The organism is Krasilnikovia sp. MM14-A1259 (assembly GCF_047159535.1).
Taxonomy (GTDB): Bacteria; Actinomycetota; Actinomycetes; order Mycobacteriales; family Micromonosporaceae; genus Actinoplanes.
Genome location: NZ_BAAGAJ010000002.1, coordinates 3,759,021 through 3,775,804 on the forward strand (window position 1 = coordinate 3,759,021; position 16,784 = coordinate 3,775,804).

13 protein-coding genes are annotated in these 16,784 nt (G+C 73.8%); 2 read left to right on the forward strand and 11 right to left on the reverse strand.

What is annotated here, in order from left to right; translation table 11 throughout:
• Window positions 1–65: 65 nt before the first annotated feature.
• The 3 genes from ACMCNK_RS16790 to ACMCNK_RS16800 all read right to left on the reverse strand — a co-directional run bounded on the left by ACMCNK_RS16790 (window position 66) and on the right by ACMCNK_RS16800 (window position 3,117).
• The gene (locus tag ACMCNK_RS16790) at window positions 66–425 is read right to left on the reverse strand and encodes a WhiB family transcriptional regulator (RefSeq protein WP_412737340.1); all 360 of its coding nucleotides are present in this window, start codon (window positions 423–425) and stop codon (window positions 66–68) included.
• Window positions 426–562: 137 nt separating this feature from the next.
• A complete protein-coding gene (locus tag ACMCNK_RS16795) occupies window positions 563–838 on the reverse strand; it encodes a hypothetical protein (protein ID WP_412737341.1) in 276 nt (91 codons plus the stop codon).
• A gap of 140 nt (window positions 839–978) precedes the next feature.
• Window positions 979–3,117, reverse strand: coding sequence for an ATP-dependent DNA helicase UvrD2 (locus tag ACMCNK_RS16800; RefSeq protein WP_412737342.1), 2,139 nt, complete (start codon window positions 3,115–3,117; stop codon window positions 979–981).
• Window positions 3,118–3,200: 83 nt separating this feature from the next.
• On the opposite strand from ACMCNK_RS16800, the gene ACMCNK_RS16805 reads away from it, so the two are divergent.
• On the forward strand, window positions 3,201–3,464 hold the full coding sequence (locus tag ACMCNK_RS16805) for a mycoredoxin (protein ID WP_412737343.1): 264 nt from the start codon (window positions 3,201–3,203) through the stop codon (window positions 3,462–3,464).
• A 64-nt stretch (window positions 3,465–3,528) separates the two neighbouring features.
• On the opposite strand, the gene nudC is transcribed toward ACMCNK_RS16805, so the two are convergent.
• From nudC to ACMCNK_RS16830, 5 genes are read right to left on the reverse strand one after another with little or no spacing between them, the layout of a single operon-like run.
• Complete coding sequence (gene nudC / locus ACMCNK_RS16810) at window positions 3,529–4,515, reverse strand: NAD(+) diphosphatase (protein ID WP_412737344.1); 987 nt, start codon at window positions 4,513–4,515, stop codon at window positions 3,529–3,531.
• Complete coding sequence (locus tag ACMCNK_RS16815; protein ID WP_412737345.1) at window positions 4,512–5,831, reverse strand: M16 family metallopeptidase; 1,320 nt, start codon at window positions 5,829–5,831, stop codon at window positions 4,512–4,514. The genes nudC and ACMCNK_RS16815 overlap by 4 nt, the downstream gene beginning before the upstream one ends.
• Window positions 5,828–7,135 carry a M16 family metallopeptidase gene (locus ACMCNK_RS16820; protein ID WP_412737346.1) on the reverse strand — a complete coding sequence of 436 codons (1,308 nt, stop codon included), beginning with the start codon at window positions 7,133–7,135 and terminating at the stop codon, window positions 5,828–5,830. Before ACMCNK_RS16820 ends, ACMCNK_RS16815 begins: the two co-directional genes overlap by 4 nt.
• Window positions 7,136–7,169: 34 nt before the next feature.
• Window positions 7,170–8,051 carry a hypothetical protein gene (locus tag ACMCNK_RS16825; protein ID WP_412737347.1) on the reverse strand — a complete coding sequence of 294 codons (882 nt, stop codon included), beginning with the start codon at window positions 8,049–8,051 and terminating at the stop codon, window positions 7,170–7,172.
• A 60-nt stretch (window positions 8,052–8,111) separates the two neighbouring features.
• Window positions 8,112–8,252: a hypothetical protein gene (locus ACMCNK_RS16830; RefSeq protein WP_412737348.1), complete on the reverse strand. Its 141-nt coding sequence runs from the start codon at window positions 8,250–8,252 to the stop codon at window positions 8,112–8,114.
• A 103-nt stretch (window positions 8,253–8,355) separates the two neighbouring features.
• Here ACMCNK_RS16830 and ACMCNK_RS16835 point away from each other — a divergent pair, with 103 nt between their 5' ends.
• Window positions 8,356–9,066, forward strand: a complete 711-nt coding sequence (locus ACMCNK_RS16835) for a lysophospholipid acyltransferase family protein (RefSeq protein ID WP_412737349.1) — start codon at window positions 8,356–8,358, stop codon at window positions 9,064–9,066.
• Between the two features lie 124 nt (window positions 9,067–9,190).
• Here ACMCNK_RS16835 and ACMCNK_RS16840 read toward each other — a convergent pair whose 3' ends face one another.
• From ACMCNK_RS16840 to ACMCNK_RS16850, 3 genes are all read right to left on the reverse strand, one after another.
• Window positions 9,191–9,394 (reverse strand): cold-shock protein, encoded by a 204-nt coding sequence (locus tag ACMCNK_RS16840; RefSeq protein WP_130509091.1) that lies wholly within the window; start codon window positions 9,392–9,394, stop codon window positions 9,191–9,193.
• A 286-nt stretch (window positions 9,395–9,680) separates the two neighbouring features.
• Complete coding sequence (locus ACMCNK_RS16845) at window positions 9,681–12,992, reverse strand: UvrD-helicase domain-containing protein (protein ID WP_412737350.1); 3,312 nt, start codon at window positions 12,990–12,992, stop codon at window positions 9,681–9,683.
• Entirely contained in the window at window positions 12,989–16,633 is a 3,645-nt protein-coding gene (locus ACMCNK_RS16850) for an ATP-dependent helicase (protein WP_412737351.1), read from the reverse strand. Before ACMCNK_RS16850 ends, ACMCNK_RS16845 begins: the two co-directional genes overlap by 4 nt.
• Between the last annotated feature and the right edge of the window lie 151 nt (window positions 16,634–16,784).

The window sequence follows — 16,784 nt, forward strand, 5'->3', positions numbered from 1 at the left end:
TCGGGGCTCCAGTCGTGTTCACGGTTACGGTGCTCGTCTTTCGGTAAGGGGTCGCGATGGTCATGTCAGGCCGCCAGTCGCACGGCGTTGCGCTCGAGACCGCTAGCGGCGAGCCGCTCCTCGACCTCGACCTTGAGCTCGGCGTCGCGCGCGACGTCGACCTTCCGGGGCCGGCCCCGCGGCCGCTTGCGCGGAACCACGGCACCCCGCTCGAAGATCTCGCCGCCCCAGACACCCCAGGGCTCGTTCCGCTCGACCGCACCGGCGAGGCACTCGACGCGCAGCGGGCAGTCCCCGCAGAGCGACTTGGCCAGCTCCAGCTGGGCCGGGGAGTCCGAGAACCACAGGTCCGGGTCGAACTTCCGACAGGGCAGGTTTGCCTCAAGCTCGACGCTCACGTCGAGTGAAGCCAGCGCCAGACTCATAAAGCCCGGTCACCTCTCTCTTCTCTCTCGATCTTCTGGATCGGTCATGCACCGGCCGGTGGACCGGCAAAAAATTAGGCCGCGGATCCCGGTTACGGGTTCCGCGGCCTCGAGGTGAGCCGGCTGGGTCTGATTGATCAGACCGGCCTTCCTCGAGGCGGGACACCGCTGGCACCATCCGTCATGCGCTTCTTGGTGCCATTGCTGCCCACGAACCCAGTGCCGTAGTTCCCATCGACGTCGCCCGCGAGCAGAGCCAGCTCGGCCTGGCTCTGGACCTGGTGCGCCTGCGAGAACGGAGCCCGCTCGGCCGCGAGCACCGCGACGCGCGCGGTGGACGGCAGCCAGGAAGCGGACGGAGCGCAGGCAGCAACAGGCAGCAGCGACGGTCGCTGAATCGTGAAGATCTTCATCGTTGCCACCTCCTCCAATGCCTTGCGCTCGATGCTGGTCTCTTACAAGACCCCCGATGAGCAGGGTTGATACCCGCGCTCGTCGAGGTGTGCCATGAGGCTATGCCTACCCCCACGGGGAGGGCAAACGATTTAACGGACTACTTCGCAAAGTTTTTTCCGGGCACGTCCTCGGGGGTCGCGCCGGCCACGAGAGCGAACACGGCCTCGCCGTACTGGCCCAGCTTGCGGGGGCCGATCCCGCCGATCGCCAGCAGCTCCGCCGGGGTGCCCGGCCGACGCTCCGCCAAAGCCACGAGTGTGGCGTCCGTGAACACCACGTACGCAGGAATTTTCTGCTCCGCGGCGGCGGTCGCACGCCACTGCTTGAGCCGCTCGAACAGATCCTCGTCGAGGTCCGAGGGGCAGGTGGGGCATCGGCCGAGCTTGCGGTCCGCACCGGCCAGCAGTGTCGTGCCGCAGACCCGGCAGGACACCACCCGGGCGGGGCGGCGGTCGCGTTGACGACTGCCCGGCGGCCGGGCGCGCTCGGGGCCGCCCGAGCCGTCCAGCTGGGGCAGGAAACGGCACGGCCGCCGGGCCCGGCCCCCCGCCGCGCGGGACTGCCCGTACGACAGCCAGAGCCACTGACGGGCCCGGGTCACTCCGACATACAGCAGGCGGCGCTCCTCCTCCATCTGGTCAGGGGTTTTCGCGTACGTCGTGGGCAGCGTGCCGTCGGCCAGCCCGACCAGGAACACCGCGTCCCACTCCAGGCCCTTCGCCGAGTGCAGGGAGGCCAGCGTGACCCCCTCGACCGTGGGGGCGTGCTGCTGCTCGGCGCGCCGGGCAAGCTCGTCGCAGAACGCGGCCAGCGACACGTCGCGCTGCACCGCGGCGGCCTCGCCGACCGGTACGAGCTGCGGCTGGGCCGCGTACTCCTCGGCAAGGGTGACCAGGGCGGCCAGCGCCTCCCACTGCTCGCGCTGCGCCCCGCCGGACGGCGGGCGTTCCCGGACCCAGCCGGTCGCGGACAACGCCTCCACCACAGCCTGGACCAGTGGTGTCTCCCCCGGCGTGGACCGCACCGCGGCGCGCAGCGCCACCATCGCCTGGCGCACCTCGGTCCGCTCGAAGAACCGCTCCGCACCCCGCACCACGTACGGGACCCCGGCCTCGGCCAGCGCCTCCTCGTACGCCTCCGACTGGGCGTTCGTCCGGAACAGCACCGCGATCTCGCTGGCCGGGGTGCCGGCCGCGAGCAGGTCGCGGCAGCGACGCGCCACGGCCACGGCCTCGGCCGGCTCGTCCGGGAAGATCTTGAGGTCGGGCTCGGGACCCGGCGGGCGCTGACCCTCCAGCTCCAGCCGCAGCCGGGCCTCGCTGCCGCGCGCCTGGCGGATCACCGCGTTCGCCAGGCCGACCACCTGGGGGGTGGAGCGGTAGTCGCGCACCAGGCGCACGACGACCGCGCCCCGGCGTTGCCGCGGGAAGTCGATCAGATACCCCGCGGTGGCGCCGGTGAACGAGTAGATCGTCTGGCTGGCGTCGCCGACCACGGTCAGGTCGTCCCGGCCGCCCAGCCACGCCTCCAGCAGCCGCTGCTGCAACGGGTTGACGTCCTGGTACTCGTCGACCACGAAATGCCGGTACTGGGCGCGGATCTGCTCGGCGACATCCGGGTGCTCCTCGATGCCCCACACCGCGGCGCGCAGCATGTCCTCGAAGTCGATCACACCCTGGCGCCGCTTGAGCGCCTCGTACGCCGCGAAGACCTCCGCCACCTTGGCGGGCTCGTGGGGCGGCTCGCGCAGTGCCTTGGCCGCGGCGACCGCATACTCCCCCGGCTCGACCAGGGACGACTTCGCCCACTCGATCTCGCCCGCGAGATCCCGGGCGCCGGTGCGGTCCACCCGGAGCCCGGCGCGCGCGGCGGCGAGGCCGACCAGCCGGGCCTTGCTCTCCACCAACTCCGGCATCGCCCGGCCGTCCAGCAGCCGGGCCGCGAAGTAGCGCACCTGGCGCAGCGCCGCCGCATGGAACGTACGGGCCTGCACGCCCGCGGCGCCCAGCCCGGCGAGCCGCGCCCGCATCTCGGCGGCCGCCCGCGCGGTGAACGTGACCGCCAGCACCTGCCGGGGACTGATCTCACCGGTCGCGGACCGGTACGCGATCCGGTGCGTGACCGCGCGGGTCTTGCCCGTCCCCGCGCCGGCCAGGATGCACACCGGCCCGGCGGGCGCGGTCACCGCCGTACGCTGCTCCGGGTCGAGCCCGGCCAGTACGCGCTCCGCTGTCACAACCGGGAATCATGGCACCCCCGTCCGACGTTTCCACGGTTGGCGCTGTGCCATGTGATCCTCTCCGAAGGGAAGTCCCACCGATGTTGACCATGTACTCGACGCCCTGGTGCGGTTACTGCCACCGGCTGAAGACGCAGCTCGACCGCGAGGGCATCGCATACGACGTGGTCGACATCGAGCAGGACCCGGCGGCGGCCGACTTCGTGATGAGCGTCAACGGCGGCAACCAGACCGTGCCGACCGTGCGGATCGTGCCCGCCGACGGCGGCGCGGAGATCGTCATGACGAACCCGTCGATCGTCCAGGTCAAGAACGCCCTCGCCGGTTCCGGCGTGGCGAGCTGACCCGCCAGCACTCCGAAACACCGAAGACCCCGGCCGGGAGCCGGGGTCTTCGCGTTGATCCCGCTCAGGGCCGGGAATCGCCCAGCCAGCGCTCGATCAGGAAGAACGCGATCGAGGAACGCATCGGCAGGCCCATCGACGCGCCGCTGGCCTGGTCCACGTACGTGCCCGCGATCATCTGCGTCACCTCGGCGCGGGTGAACCAGCGCGCCTCGTCGATCTCCGCGGGATCCAGCACGAACGGCTGGTCGCGGTCGGCGACCGCGGTGAAACCGAGCATCAGCGACCCCGGGTACGGCCACGACTGGCTGCCCTCGTAGCGCATGCTGCGCAGCCGTACCCCGACCTCCTCGACGACCTCGCGCACGACGGCGGCCTCCGCCGACTCGCCCGGCTCGACGAAGCCGGCCAGGCAGGAGAACCGGCGCGTCGCGCCGGTCTGCGGCCAGGCCGCGTTGTGGCCGAGCAGGCACCGGCCCTCGGGGCCGGGCACGCCGTCGTGTACCAGCACGATCATCGCCGGGTCGGTCCGCGGCCACATCTGGCCGCCGGCGGCGTCCACGCGCGACCAACCGGCCTCGATCACCTCGGTCGGCTCCCCGGAACGGGGCGAGTACCGGTGCGTGGCGTGCCAGTTGCCCAACGCGGCGGCCGCGGTGAACACCCCGGCGTCGCGGGCGCCGAGCAGATGCCCGATGTCGCGCAGGGTCGCCGGACGCGCCCCGGGCAGCTCCGGCAACGCCGCATCGATCATGAACAGCGGGGTGCCGTCCGGGTCCACGCCGAGGAACATGCGCTCGCCCTCCGGCGCCTGGTCGGCCTCGACCAGCACCAGTTCGACGCTGTCGCCGGTGTCGCGCACCCGGGCCCGGCCGCCGTCGGCGATGTCCACGACGAGCACCAGGCTGCGCGGCCACGCCTGCGTCAGCCAGTCGGCGTCGCGGCGCCGGTGCGCGGCCCGGTCCAGCACCGTACGGGCCAGTGGCGGCCCGCCCGCACCGGGCTGCTCACCGACGTCGGGCTGCTCACCGGTGTCGGGGGCGATGCTCATCGGTCGCTGCGCTCCACCGCGGTCAGCGCGGCCAGTGGCGCCTGCACCTGGTCGGCGTCGCCGAGCACCACGGACACCGCGAGCGACGGGGCCAGGTAGCGGGTGGCCACGTCCGCCACCTGCTCTCGGGTCGCCGCGGCCAGCGCCGCCGAATGCTCACGCAGGTAGTCCAGGCGCAGGCCGAAACTCGCGTACATGCTGGCCAGGCCCGCGAGCCCGGCCTGGGTGGACATGCCCAGGCGCAGCGTGCCCAGGGCGTAGCGCCGGGCCTGCTCCAGCTCCTCCTCGCCGGGCGGGAGGCTGGCGAGGCGGCCCAGCTCGTACAGGGTTTCCAGCATCGCGGGGCCGGTCACCTCCGTGGCCACGTCGGCGGCCACGACCAGCGCGGAACCGGCCACGAAATGCTCGATCGCGGTGTGCGGCCCGTACGTGTAGCCCTTGTCCTCGCGGATGTTCTCCACCCACCGGGAGGAGAAGTAACCGCCGAAGATCAGGTTGGCGAGCTGCAGCGGCGCGCAGTCCGGATGCGTACGCGACACCGCGGGCAGCGCCATTCGCAGCGACGACTGCACCGACCCCGGCCGGTCCACCAGGACCAGGGGGCCCGGCTCCAGCGGCGGGACCGCCGCGATGGTGGCGTCACGCCCCGGGCCGATCCAGCCGCCCAGCGCCTTCTCGGCGGCGTCGATCGCCTTCTCCGGGTTGATGTCGCCGACCAGCACGAGCGTGGCCCCGTCCGGGCGGACCCGGTCGGCGTGCAGCGCGCGGAGCTGCGCCGGGCGCACCCCGCGGACCTGCTCCGGCTCGGGCGTCTGCACCGCGTACGGGTGGCGGCCGTACATCCGCTTGAGAAGGGCCGTGCGGGCCAGGTGGGCGGGTTGACTCTGAGCCACCTGGATGTGGTCGACCAGCCGTTCCCGCTCGGTTGCCACCTCCTCCGCCGGGTACGCGGGGTCGGTGAGCACCGCCGCCAGGATCTCCAGCGTGCGTTCCAGGCCCCCGGCCAGCGCGTTACCGGTGATCAGCAACCTGTCCGGGTCCAGGCCGGCGGCCAGCCCGCCGCCGACCGCCTGCAACTCGGCGGCGATCTCGATGCTGGACATCGTGCCGGTGCCGGTGAACATCGCCTGCGACAGCAGCGTCGCGCGGGCCAGCGGCGCCCGCCCGAACGGCACCCGCAGCCGCACCTCGACCAGCGGCACCGCAGGCCGCCGGATCGCGATCACCGTGAGCCCCGAGTGCAGCGTCCGCTCGGCCTGCTTGGGCAGCTTGAGCTGGGCGTCCGGCACCAGGTCGGGCAACGTCTTCGCGCTCACTGGGCGGCTCCCGGTACGACCTCGACGGTGGCGCGGCGCTGCGGCCGCAATGTGGCGGCGGCCGCGACGACCTGGGCCTCGGTGACCTGCCCGACCAGGCGGGGCAGTTCGTTGAGCAGCTCGGGTCGGTCCCGCTGCTGTTCGAGCACGGCCATCGGCAGCGCCCGGCCGAGCACCGCGTCGGTGTCGCGCAGCAGGTGCGTGGCCATCCGGGCCTGGGTACGGGCCAGCTCGCCGGGCTGCAGCCCCGCGGAAGCCAGCCGGTCCAGCTCCTCGTCGACCGTGCGCAGCACCTTCTCCGCGTCGCCGCCCGGGGGCAGGTGCGCCTGCAGCAGCAGCGCGGTCGGGTTGCGCACCTGGTACTCGTCGCCCATGAAGCCCAGATAGCCGCCCACGTTCGTGGCCGTCCGGTCTCGCTGCACCAGCCGCTCCACCAGCCGGGACGCGTCGCCGTCCGTGAGCACCTCGGCCAGCACCACATACGGCAGGTAGGCGGCGAAGTCACCGATCGGGTCGGGCACCCGCCAGCCGGCGGCCACGGCGGGCAGCGGCGCCAGCCGGTCCGTGTACGCCTCGCGGCGCTCGCCGTCCAGGTCGGGCTCGTCGAAGTCGGGGCGCGGCGGCGCGGGGCGGCCCGGCACGTCCCCGAAGTGCCGCTCGATCAGGGTGGTCGCCTGCGCGACGTCGAAGTCACCGGCGACCGACAGCACCGCGTTGCCGCAGGCGTAGTAGCGCTGGAAGAACTCCTGCGCATCCTCGACCGTGGCACTCTCCAGGTCCTCGAACGAGCCGTAGCCGTCGTGCTCGTTCGGGAACGTCGAGAACATCACCGGGGGCAACTTCAGCCACGGGAAGCCGCCGTACGGTCGGTTGAGGACGTTGACCCGGATCTCCTCCTTGACCACGTCCACCTGGTTGCGCAGGTTCTCCTCGGTGAGCCGGGGACCGCGCATGCGATCGGCTTCCAGGAACAGCGCCCGTTCCAGAGCGCCCGCCGGAAGCACCTCGAAGTAGTCGGTGTAATCCAGGTGGGTGGAGCCGTTGAAGCTGCCGCCGGAGCCCTGCACGTGGCGGAAGTGGGCGAGCTTCTCCAAATTCTCCGAGCCCTGGAACATCAGGTGCTCGAAAAGGTGGGCGAAGCCGGTTCTGCCCTGTGGCTCCGAGCGGATGCCCACGTCGTAGACGACCGCAACCCCGACCACCGGCGCGCTGCGGTCCGGGGAAAGGACCACGCGCAGACCGTTGTCGAGAGTGAGCCGTTCGATCGGGTACTTCGTCGCGGGGATCTTCAGTGTGCGCGCCACGAAGTGACAGTAGCGCGCGGGGCTGACACCGCTGTCACAGCGGGCGGACCGACGCGAGCACTTCGTCGATCACGTGGTCGTACTGCCGGTGGGTGCCGGGAATGGACACGTACAGCACGGCGGCGGCGGGGCGGCCCACGTCGATGATCGCCACCGCGGACAGCTCGTCGGTGGCCGACAACCCCGCCTGGTGGAAATGCAGCCGGAACTCGCTGACCCAGGCGGGACGCCCGCCCAGTGTGGTGAGCTCGTCGCGCAGCAGATCCTTCGTGTTGGGCTGCGGGTAGTACCCGGCCCGCACGTCCGCCGCAACCTGCCGGCCGACGCACTCCAGGTTCAGCGTGACAGCGTCGTTGTCCGCCGCCGGCACCGCCGCCGACAGGATCGACGCGTGGTACTGCCCGCCCGGGTAGTCCTCGGTGACGAAATGCTGCCCCACCCGGTACGGCACCTGCAGCGTCCCGGCCCGCCACACCTCGTCCCACCGCTGCCACGGCGCGCCGTACGCCCGGTACGAGATGCCCGCGTCCTTGTCCACCGTGCGGGGACCCGACACCGGCGTGGCCGGGGCGGGCGCCGGTCCCGCGCTGGGCGGGGCGGTCGGCGCGGGGCACGCCTGGGCCAGCGGCGGGCGTACGTCGGTCGGCTTGGCGGCCCGCCGCCCGAACGGGTCGCCGTCGGAGGACAGCGCCAGCACCAGAATGACCGTCAGGCCGACCGCGAGGATCCCCGCGGCGACACCGCCGAACAACACCAGTTGACGCCGCCGACGGCCGGGGCCGTCCGGGTCGGGGGATTCGGGCGGCGCGGCCGGGGGCGGCGGCTTCGGCGGGGGCACGCCGAGCGCGGTGACCGTACCGGAACCCCAGGAGCCGGCCGGGCGATGCCAGCCGGACGGCGACGCGGGGTCGGACATGAAATCCAGTGAACACCACGAGTACGGGTGGGTCCCAGCGTCAGCACGCCCGGGCCCGGCTCACCGGGTCAGCGCGCCGGTCATGCCAGGGTCGTACCAGGGCACGAACACCACCGCGAGCACGAGAGCGATGCCCGCCACGGCCAAGCCGAACACGAGCGCCATTTCGCGGCGTGCCGCTCGGGTGTACCTGCGGTCCATCCGATGCCTCCCGGACGTGGGCTGTCGTCCATAAGACGCGAGTACGGTCCGTCCGGTTGCACGTTCGGTGCAAACGTTCACCCGTCGCCGCTACCGTGGCGGCATGGAGATCGTGTACCCCCCGGTCATCGGACTCGCGAGGACGATGTTCCGCGCGCTGGACCTGCAGATCGTTGTCGACGGCGCGCACCACATCCCGGCGGCCGGCGGGGCGGTCCTGGCCAGCGCCCACGTCAGCTATCTGGACTTCATCTTCTGCGGGCTGGCCGCACAGCCGGCCCGGCGGCTGGTGCGGTTCATGGCGAAGAAGTCCGTCTTCGATCATCGGATCAGCGGGCCGCTCATGCGCGGGATGCACCACATCCCGGTCGATCGGGGTGCGGGCGGCGGCGCGTTCAAGGCGGCGACGCAGGCGCTGGCCGACGGCGAGGTGATCGGGGTGTTCCCCGAAGCGACCATCAGCGAGTCGTTCACGGTCAAGGGCCTGAAGTCCGGCGCGGCACGGCTGGCCCACGACGCCGGGGTGCCGCTGATCCCGATGGCGGTCTGGGGTCCGCACCGGCTGTGGACCAAGGGGCGGCCTCGGCAGTTGACGAAGCGGCACGTGCCCGTGCTCATCGCGGTGGGTGAGCCGGTCCCCACCCGGGCGGACACCGACGCGACCACGGCGGAGCTGCGGACACGCCTCAGCGCGCTGCTGGACGGGGTGCAGCGGGCGTACCCGGAGCAGCCGTCCGGCCCGGACGACCGCTGGTGGCTGCCCGCCCACCTGGGCGGCACCGCACCGCAGCCGCCGCACGCGCCCACGCATTGACGCGCCCCCGTCTGCGGGGGCGCCGCATCGGCGTTGACCTCGGATGAGACGGCACCGGCGCCGACCCCGGACGGGACCGGCGCCGGTGCGTCAGCGCATAGCTGAGATCAGAGCAGAGCTGAGATCAGAGCGGCCGGATGTTGGCGGCCTGCGGGCCCTTCTGGCCCTGGGTCACCTCGAACTCGACCCGCTGGTTCTCGTCCAGGGTGCGGTACCCCGAGGTCTGGATAGCGGAGAAGTGGGCGAAGACGTCAGCGCCGCCATCGTCCGGGGTGATGAACCCGAAGCCCTTGTCCGCGTTGAACCACTTCACAACGCCGGTAACCATGTTCGTCTCCTCGACGGTCGATCGCTCCGCGCCAGGATGGAGAGGAGCGAAGTGATAAGAGCCGCGTTTCGCGGATCTCGTGTCGTCGTGCTGATCGCCCGTACCGGAGAAACCCGGGTTACGACAAAAAGCGCCTGGGGCAGGACCCCACAGGCGCTCCTGAGTACCTGGCAAACCAAAACTGACAACGTTCGCAGCCTAGCACGGCAAACGGGGTCGTCTGGCGATCGACGTGCGACTTGCCAAAGAACTCGACATGGCCGCCCGGGAACGCCGTCGGAGCAGGTCAGCGCACTGCCTCAGGGAGCTCGGCGATCAGCGCGGCCAGGTCGGCGGCGTCCGGCAGATCGGCCGGACGCACGGTCACCCCGTCGCGGACGTAGTGGAAACCCGCGCGGACCCGGGACACCGGCACGCCGGCCAGCGCGGCCCAGGCGATCCGGTACGCGGCCAGCTGCACCGCCGCGGCGGACGCCACCCGGCCGGACGGGCGGCGGCCGGTCTTCCAGTCGATCACGTCGAACCGGCCGCCCGGCTCGGCGAACACCGCGTCCATCCGCCCCCGCACGACCACCCCGGCGACGGTCGTGGCGAACGGGACCTCCACCTCGACCGGCGTACGCTGCGCCCACTCGGACGCCAGGAACGCCGCCTGCAACTCGGCCAGCTCCTCGTCGGCCGCCGCGTCGTCGTCGGCCGCGCCCGGCAGTTCGTCCAGGTCGAGCAGGCGTACCGCACCGAAGCGCTGCTCCAGCCACGCGTGGAACGCGGTGCCCCGCCGCGCGAACGGCTCGGGGCGCGGGGGCAGCGGGCGGCGCAGAGCACGGGCCAGCGCCTGCGGGTCGCGGCGCAGCACGACGAGCTGGGAAACCGACAAATGGGCGGGTAGTGCCACGTCGAGCGGGCCACCCCGGTGGTCCCGTCCGGCGCGCTCGGCGAGCAGCAGGCTCACCTCGCGCCGCCACCGCGCGATCTCCGGGTCCGCGTCCCCGTGGGGCGCGGCGGGCTCCGCCTGCTCCTCGATCATGCGGCGGATCAGGTCTGCCGCGGCGGCCATGGCGGGACGGCGGGTGCCCAACGGGTCGGCGGGCCACTCCGCGGTGGCCACGAGGCGGTTGCCGGGATTCTCCGCGTCGCCGACCGGCTGCGGGGCCCACACGTCCACGACGCCGGCACCCCGCTCGCAGGCATCCCGGACCTCCTCCAGGAACACCGACGGCCCGCGCGGGCGCTTCACCCCGTCGCCCCACCAGTAGCCGGAACACAGCAGCAGGCGGCGCGGGCGGGTGATCGCCACGTACGCCAGCCGGCGTTCCTCCCGCTCGTCGTGCTCCCGCCACGCCCGCCCGAACGCGGTCAGCGCCGCCATCACCTCCTTCTGCTCCTCTGCCGCCGCCAGGTCCAGCCGCGGCAGGCCGCCGGAGTCACCGCGCAGCGGGAACGGCAGCACCCCCACGCCCCGCAGGTAGTGGTCGGAGCCGCGGGCCGCGCCCGGCCACACGTCGCGGGTCAGCCCGGCGACGGAGACGACATCCCACTCCAGGCCCTTCGCGGCGTGGGCGGTGAGCACCTGCACCGCCCCCTCGACCACGTCGACCTGGCCCGGGGTCAGCCCACGCTCCTCCTCCTCGGCGGCCGCCAGGAACGCCAGGAACCCGGCGATCGTGCCGCCGTCGGTCTCGGCGGCGTACCGGGCAGCCACGTCGCCGAGCGCGTCCAGGTGCCCGCGCGCCAGCCCGGCGTCCCCGGCGGCCCAGCCGCGCACCGCGACCTCCACGTCCAGGCCGATCGTGCGCTCGATGTCCGCGACCAGGTCGGGCAGCGGCTGGTCGAGCCGGTGCCGCAGCTCGCCCAGCTCCCCGCTGTACGCGCGCAGCCGCGCATATCCGTCCGGCGAATACTGCGGCGGTGACCCCAGGTCGGCCATCGCCTCGACCAGGGTGGCGTCGTCGAGCCGGTCGGCCATCACCTCCTCGGGCTCCCTCCCCGCCGCGCCGGACGTCACCCGGCGGGCGGCGGCGATGGCCCGGGAACGCCGGTGCAGCGCGACGAGGTCGCGCGGCCCGATCCGCCATCGCGCCCCGGTGAGCAGCCGCAGCAGGGAGGCACCGTCGGTCGGGTCCGCGAGAATCCGCAGCGTGCAGACCACGTCCCGGACCTCGGGGGTGTCCAGCAGGCCACCGAGGCCGACCACCTCGACCGGCAGGCCGCGGGCCCGCAGCGCCTCCTCGACGACCGGGATCTGGCTGCGCACCCGCACGAGCACCGCGCTGGTCGGACGGGACTCGACCGGGATCTCGGCGGGGGGCGCGTCCGGCAGCCCGGCCGCGGACCGCCACGCGGCCAGCATCCCGTCGGCGATCCAGGCGGCCTCGTCCGCGTACGTGGGCAGCAGCGCGCACGCCACCGTACGGGCGCCGACGCGCTGCGCCACCCGGGGCGCCGGAACGAGCTCGGCGACCTGCGCACCGGCCGCCCGCAACGGGGCAGACAGGGTGTTGGCCACGCGCAGGATCTCCGGCCGGTTGCGGAAGCTGCGAGTCAGGTTCAGCACCCAGGCGGGGCGGCCGCCGGGCGCGGTGAACTCGTCCGGGAAGCGCTCCAGCGTCCCCGCGGAGGCGCCCCGCCAGCCGTAGATGGACTGGCACGGGTCGCCGACCGCGGTGACCGGGTGGCCGCCGCCGAACAGGGCGTTCAGCATCACCACCTGGGCGTGGCTGGTGTCCTGGTACTCGTCCAGCAGCACGATCCGGAACCGGCCGCGCTCGATCTCCCCGACCTCCGGATGGTCCCGGGCGACCCGGGCGGCGCGGGCCATCTGGTCGCCGAAGTCCATCGCCTCGGCGTCGAGCTTGCGCCGGTCGTACGCCCGGACCAGCGGCAACAGGGTGAGCCGCTGCTGCTGGCGGCGCAGCATCTCCGTGACGTCGGCGTACACCCGGCCCGGCCGTTCCTGCACCTCGGCGGCGAACCGCTGCGTCCACTCGGCCAGCTCGTCCGGGGTGACCAGGTGCTCGGCCAGCTCACCGGCGAGCGCGAGCACGTCGTCGGTGACCGTGCCGGGCGCCCGGTTGAGGCCGGTCATCTCCCCGGTGTACGAGCGCACCAGCGAGTCGACGATCTGCCAGCGGGCGGCCTCGGTGAGCAACCGGGCGGACGGCTCGTACCCGGCGCGCAGCCCGTGCTCCGTGACCACGCGGGCCGCATACGAGTGGTACGTGGCGACGGTCGCCTCGCCGCTGAACGCCTCGTCACGGCCCAACCGCCGGACCAGTTGCCCGAGCCGCGTGCGGACCCGGTGCGCCAGTTCCCCCGCGGCCTTGCGGGTGAACGTCAGACCCAGAATCTCGTCGGGGTGGGCGTACCCGTTGGCGACGAGCCAGACCACCCGCGACGCCATCGTCTCGGTCTTGCCGGACCCGGCGCCCGCGACCACCAGCACCGGCTCGACCGGAGCCGCGATGATCGCGGCCTGCTCCGGGGTCGGCGGATGCAGCCGCAGCAGTTTGGCGAGCTCCACCGGCGTGTAGCGCGGGCCGGAGTCGGGGCGGCGGGGGCGCCGCCGCGGCGCCTCGGCGAACAGGCTCGGCTGGGTCACGGGCCGGCCTCCGGGGGCGGCTCCACGACCTGGCGGCCCTTGCCCGAGACCGGGCAGGCGGTGCGCACCGGGCACACCCGGCACTTGGCGTTGACCACGGCCGAGAACGTGGCCGCCGCCATCGTGTCCGCGGTGCGCCGGACCATCGCGTACGCCCAACCCGGGTCGTCGGCCTCGCCCAGCGGCACCTGCATCTGCTCGCGGGCCTCTTTGCTGGGCCCGAGCTGGACCAGCGCCGCGCCGCCGCTCTCCGTGCCGTAGTCGGCGAACGCCCCCGCGTCCACCGCCGCCTGATACCCGGCGAGCTGTGCGTGCTCGTCCACGTCGGACGTGGTGACCGCGGTCGACTTGCCGGTCTTGAGGTCGATGACGACCAGCCGGCCCTGCTCGTCCACCTCGAGGCGATCGACCCGCCCGGTGAGCTGGATCGGCCGGGTCGGATCGTCCAGCCGGACCGTGAACTCGTGCTCGATCGCCAGCAGGCGGCGCGGGTTGCGGGCCAGCCAGCGCAGCAACTTGTCGACCATCGCCTGGGCGCGGTCCTGCTCCGGCCCGGCCAGCCAGCGCGCGGCCAGCTCGATCGTGTCGAAGCGGGCGGCCACGTACTCGACGAGTTTCTCCCGGTCCGCGTGGGCGTCCTCGGCCAGCATCGCCGCCGCGTGCACCAGGTTGCCGACCCCCTGCGCCGGGCCGGGCGGGGCCGCCCCGCCGTGGCGTTCCAGCAACCAGCGCAGGCTGCAACGCAACGCACTGTCCATCGCGGACGGCGTGACCTTCACCGCCTCGCCCGGCGCGGCCAGCGGCCGGTCGTCCGAGAGCGGGCGCAACCCCCACCACTGGTCGGGATGCGCGCCGGGCACCCCCGCAACCGCCAGGCGGGCCAGCTCGGCGGCGGCGGCCTGCCGCCGGGCCGGGGTCGACTCGGCCGCCACGACCACGGTACGCAGCTCCGCCACGAGCGCGGCCAACGTGAGCCCGCGCGGCGCCCGCCCCACCGGAATCGCCGCCGCCCCGTCCCCCGCGCCCGTGGCTTCTCCACGGGGCTGGGCCGCGTCACCTGCGGGCCTGTCGGGTGGGGACGGCTGGTCGGTGCCGTCGTCGGGCAACGCCAGCTCGGTCAGGAAGCGGCTGGGCTGCTCCTCGCCGTCGGAGCCGCCCACGCCCGCCGAGGCCACCGCGGTCACCACGAGCCGGTGCCGCGCCCGGGTCGTGGCCACGTAGAACAGCCGTCGTTCCTCGTCCAGCAGCGCCGAGGTCTGTCCCGCCACTGCTGCGGCACCCGGCGCGGCCCGGCCCGCGAGGACGTCCACCAACCGTTCCGAGCCGAGCAGACTGCCGCGCAGCCGCAAATCCGGCCAGATTCCCTCCTGCACGCCGGCCAGGACCACGACGTCCCACTCCAGACCCTTGGCCGCGTGCGCGGTGAGCAGGCGGACCGCCTCGCCACGGTCGGCGCTCGGGGCGATCGAGTCGGCCGGCAGATCCTGGCCGAGCACGTGATCGAGAAAGATTTCGGTACGCGCACCCGGCAGCCGGTCGGAGAACCGGGCGGCCGCATCGAACAGCACGACCATCGCGTCGAGATCCCGGTCGGCTGCCGCAGCCCGCCACAGCCGCGCCCGCTCCCCCGGGCCTTCGCGCGGCTCAGCGTGGTGCCCCACCCCGCCCGAGGTGACGCTGCCGCCGGCGGCGGCGTCGCCCGCGACGTCGAGGCCGCCGGAGACCGTTGGGCCGCCGGTGACGTTTCCACCGTCGGAGACGGTGGTGCCGCCGGTGAGAGTTGCCCGGGAGCTCAGCGCGGACCAGCGCTCGGCGAGGCCGCTGGCCTGCCACACCGACCACAGCACGTGTTCCGCACTGGCACCGGGCGCGGCGGCGGCCGCCCGGGCGGTGGCGAGAAGGCGGGCGACGTTCTGCGCCGGAATGGCCCAGCGCCGCTCGACCACGTCCAGTGCGGCCGGGTCACGCACCGCGTCCAGCAGCAGTTCACCGGACGGTCGCCGATCGCCGGCGGCCAGCGCGAGTGCCCGTAGCCCCTGGCGCAGGCGGCGCTCGGCGAGCGGGTCGGCGCCGCCCAGCGGGGAATGCAGCAACGCGATCGCGGCCTCCTCGTCCAGCGCGTCGGGCTCCAGGGCACAGCGCAACAGGAGCAGGAACGGGGCGACCGCGGGCTGCAGGTGCAGGGGCAGATCCTCGGCGTACGTGACCGTGGGCACGCCCGCCGTGGTGAGGGCGCGCTGCAACGACGGCAGCTGCAGCGAGGTGGAGCGCAGGATCACGGCCATGCGCGACCACGGGACGCCGTGCAGCAGGTGAGCTTCGCGCAGCACATGGGCGACGTACGCACTCTCCCCGGTCGGCGACCGGAAGGTACGCACCACCGCGCCGGCAAGATCGGCCGGCGACGGGCCGCCCCCCGGCAACGGTTCGGCCGCCCGTGGGGCCGAACCGGCCGACCCGGGCGACAGCGCGACGGTCCCGGGCGACGGCGCGACCGGGCCGGGCGAGGACTGTGCGGGCTCGGACTGGGCGGGCTCGGCGGCGGGTGGATGCAGCGGGCGGTGGCGGGTCGGGCCGCGCAATCGACGGGCCACCCGCCCGGTGGCGGTCAGCAACTGAGGCGTGGCCCGGTAGCTGGTATGCAGCGACACCGTCCCGGCCGGAACGCCCGCGGCGGTACGGAAGCGCTCCGCGAACCCACCGACCACTCCGGGGTCCGCGCCGCGGAAGCCGTACACGGACGAGTCGGGGTCCCCGAACGCGACCAGTGGTGTGCCCCCGCCCGCGACCTGGGCGAGCAGGTCGATCTGCGCCGGGTCGGTGTCGGCCAGCTCGTCGACGTACACGTACGCGAGGCGGCGCCGCTCCGCTGCCAGAAGCTCCGGGTCGTCGGCGAGCAGGCCCGACGCGGCCCGCACCAGCTCGGCCGGGTCGTACGCGGTGGAGCCTCGGGTGGTGACGTCGCGCAACGCGAGGACCGCCACGTACTCCCGCAGGAAGCGGGCGGCCGCCTGCCAGTCGTCGCGGGCCAGGCGCTCGCCGAGCCGGGCCAGTTCGACCGGGCCGACGCCTCGCTCGGCGGCGCGTTGCAGCAGGTCGCGCAGCTGCTGGGCGAACGCGCGGGTGGCCAGCGCCGGGCGCAGCGCCTCGGGCCAGCGGACCTCGTCGGGCGCCTCCTCGTCGCCGACCGCGGCGAGCAGCTCGCGGATGATGAGGTCCTGCTCGGGGCCGGTGAGCAGGCGGGGGGACGGCTCGCCCCGCTCGGCGGCGGCGCGGCGCAGCAGGCCGAACGCGTACGCATGGAAGGTGCGCACCAGCGGCTCGTGCACGATACGGCCGGGAGCCTGCGCGATGCGCGCCTCGATGCGGTCGCGCAGCGCCGCCGAGCCACGGCGGCCGAACGTCAGCACGAGGATCCGCTCCGGGTCCACGCCGTCGGCGACGCGGGCGGCGACCGCCTCGACGAGCGTGGTGGTCTTGCCGGTGCCGGGGCCGCCGACGACGAGCAGCGGCCCGCGGGTGTGCGCGACGACGTGCCGCTGCAGCGGGTCGTCGCGCAGCGGCGGCGGGGCCGCGGCGGGACGCCGGACCAGGCGGTACGCCGCGAGGCGCGCCGCCGGGTACGTCGCCGGTGTGCTCACGGCGTCAATCAGACCATGCCGGTACGACGCCACCCCCGCTCAGCCCGCGCCGCCCCCGCGTCGATCACGTCAAGGCCGGCACGCCGCGGCGGCACGACGACGCCCACGCCGGCCCCGGACGCCGATCACGCCGCAAGCGGCACCGGGCCGC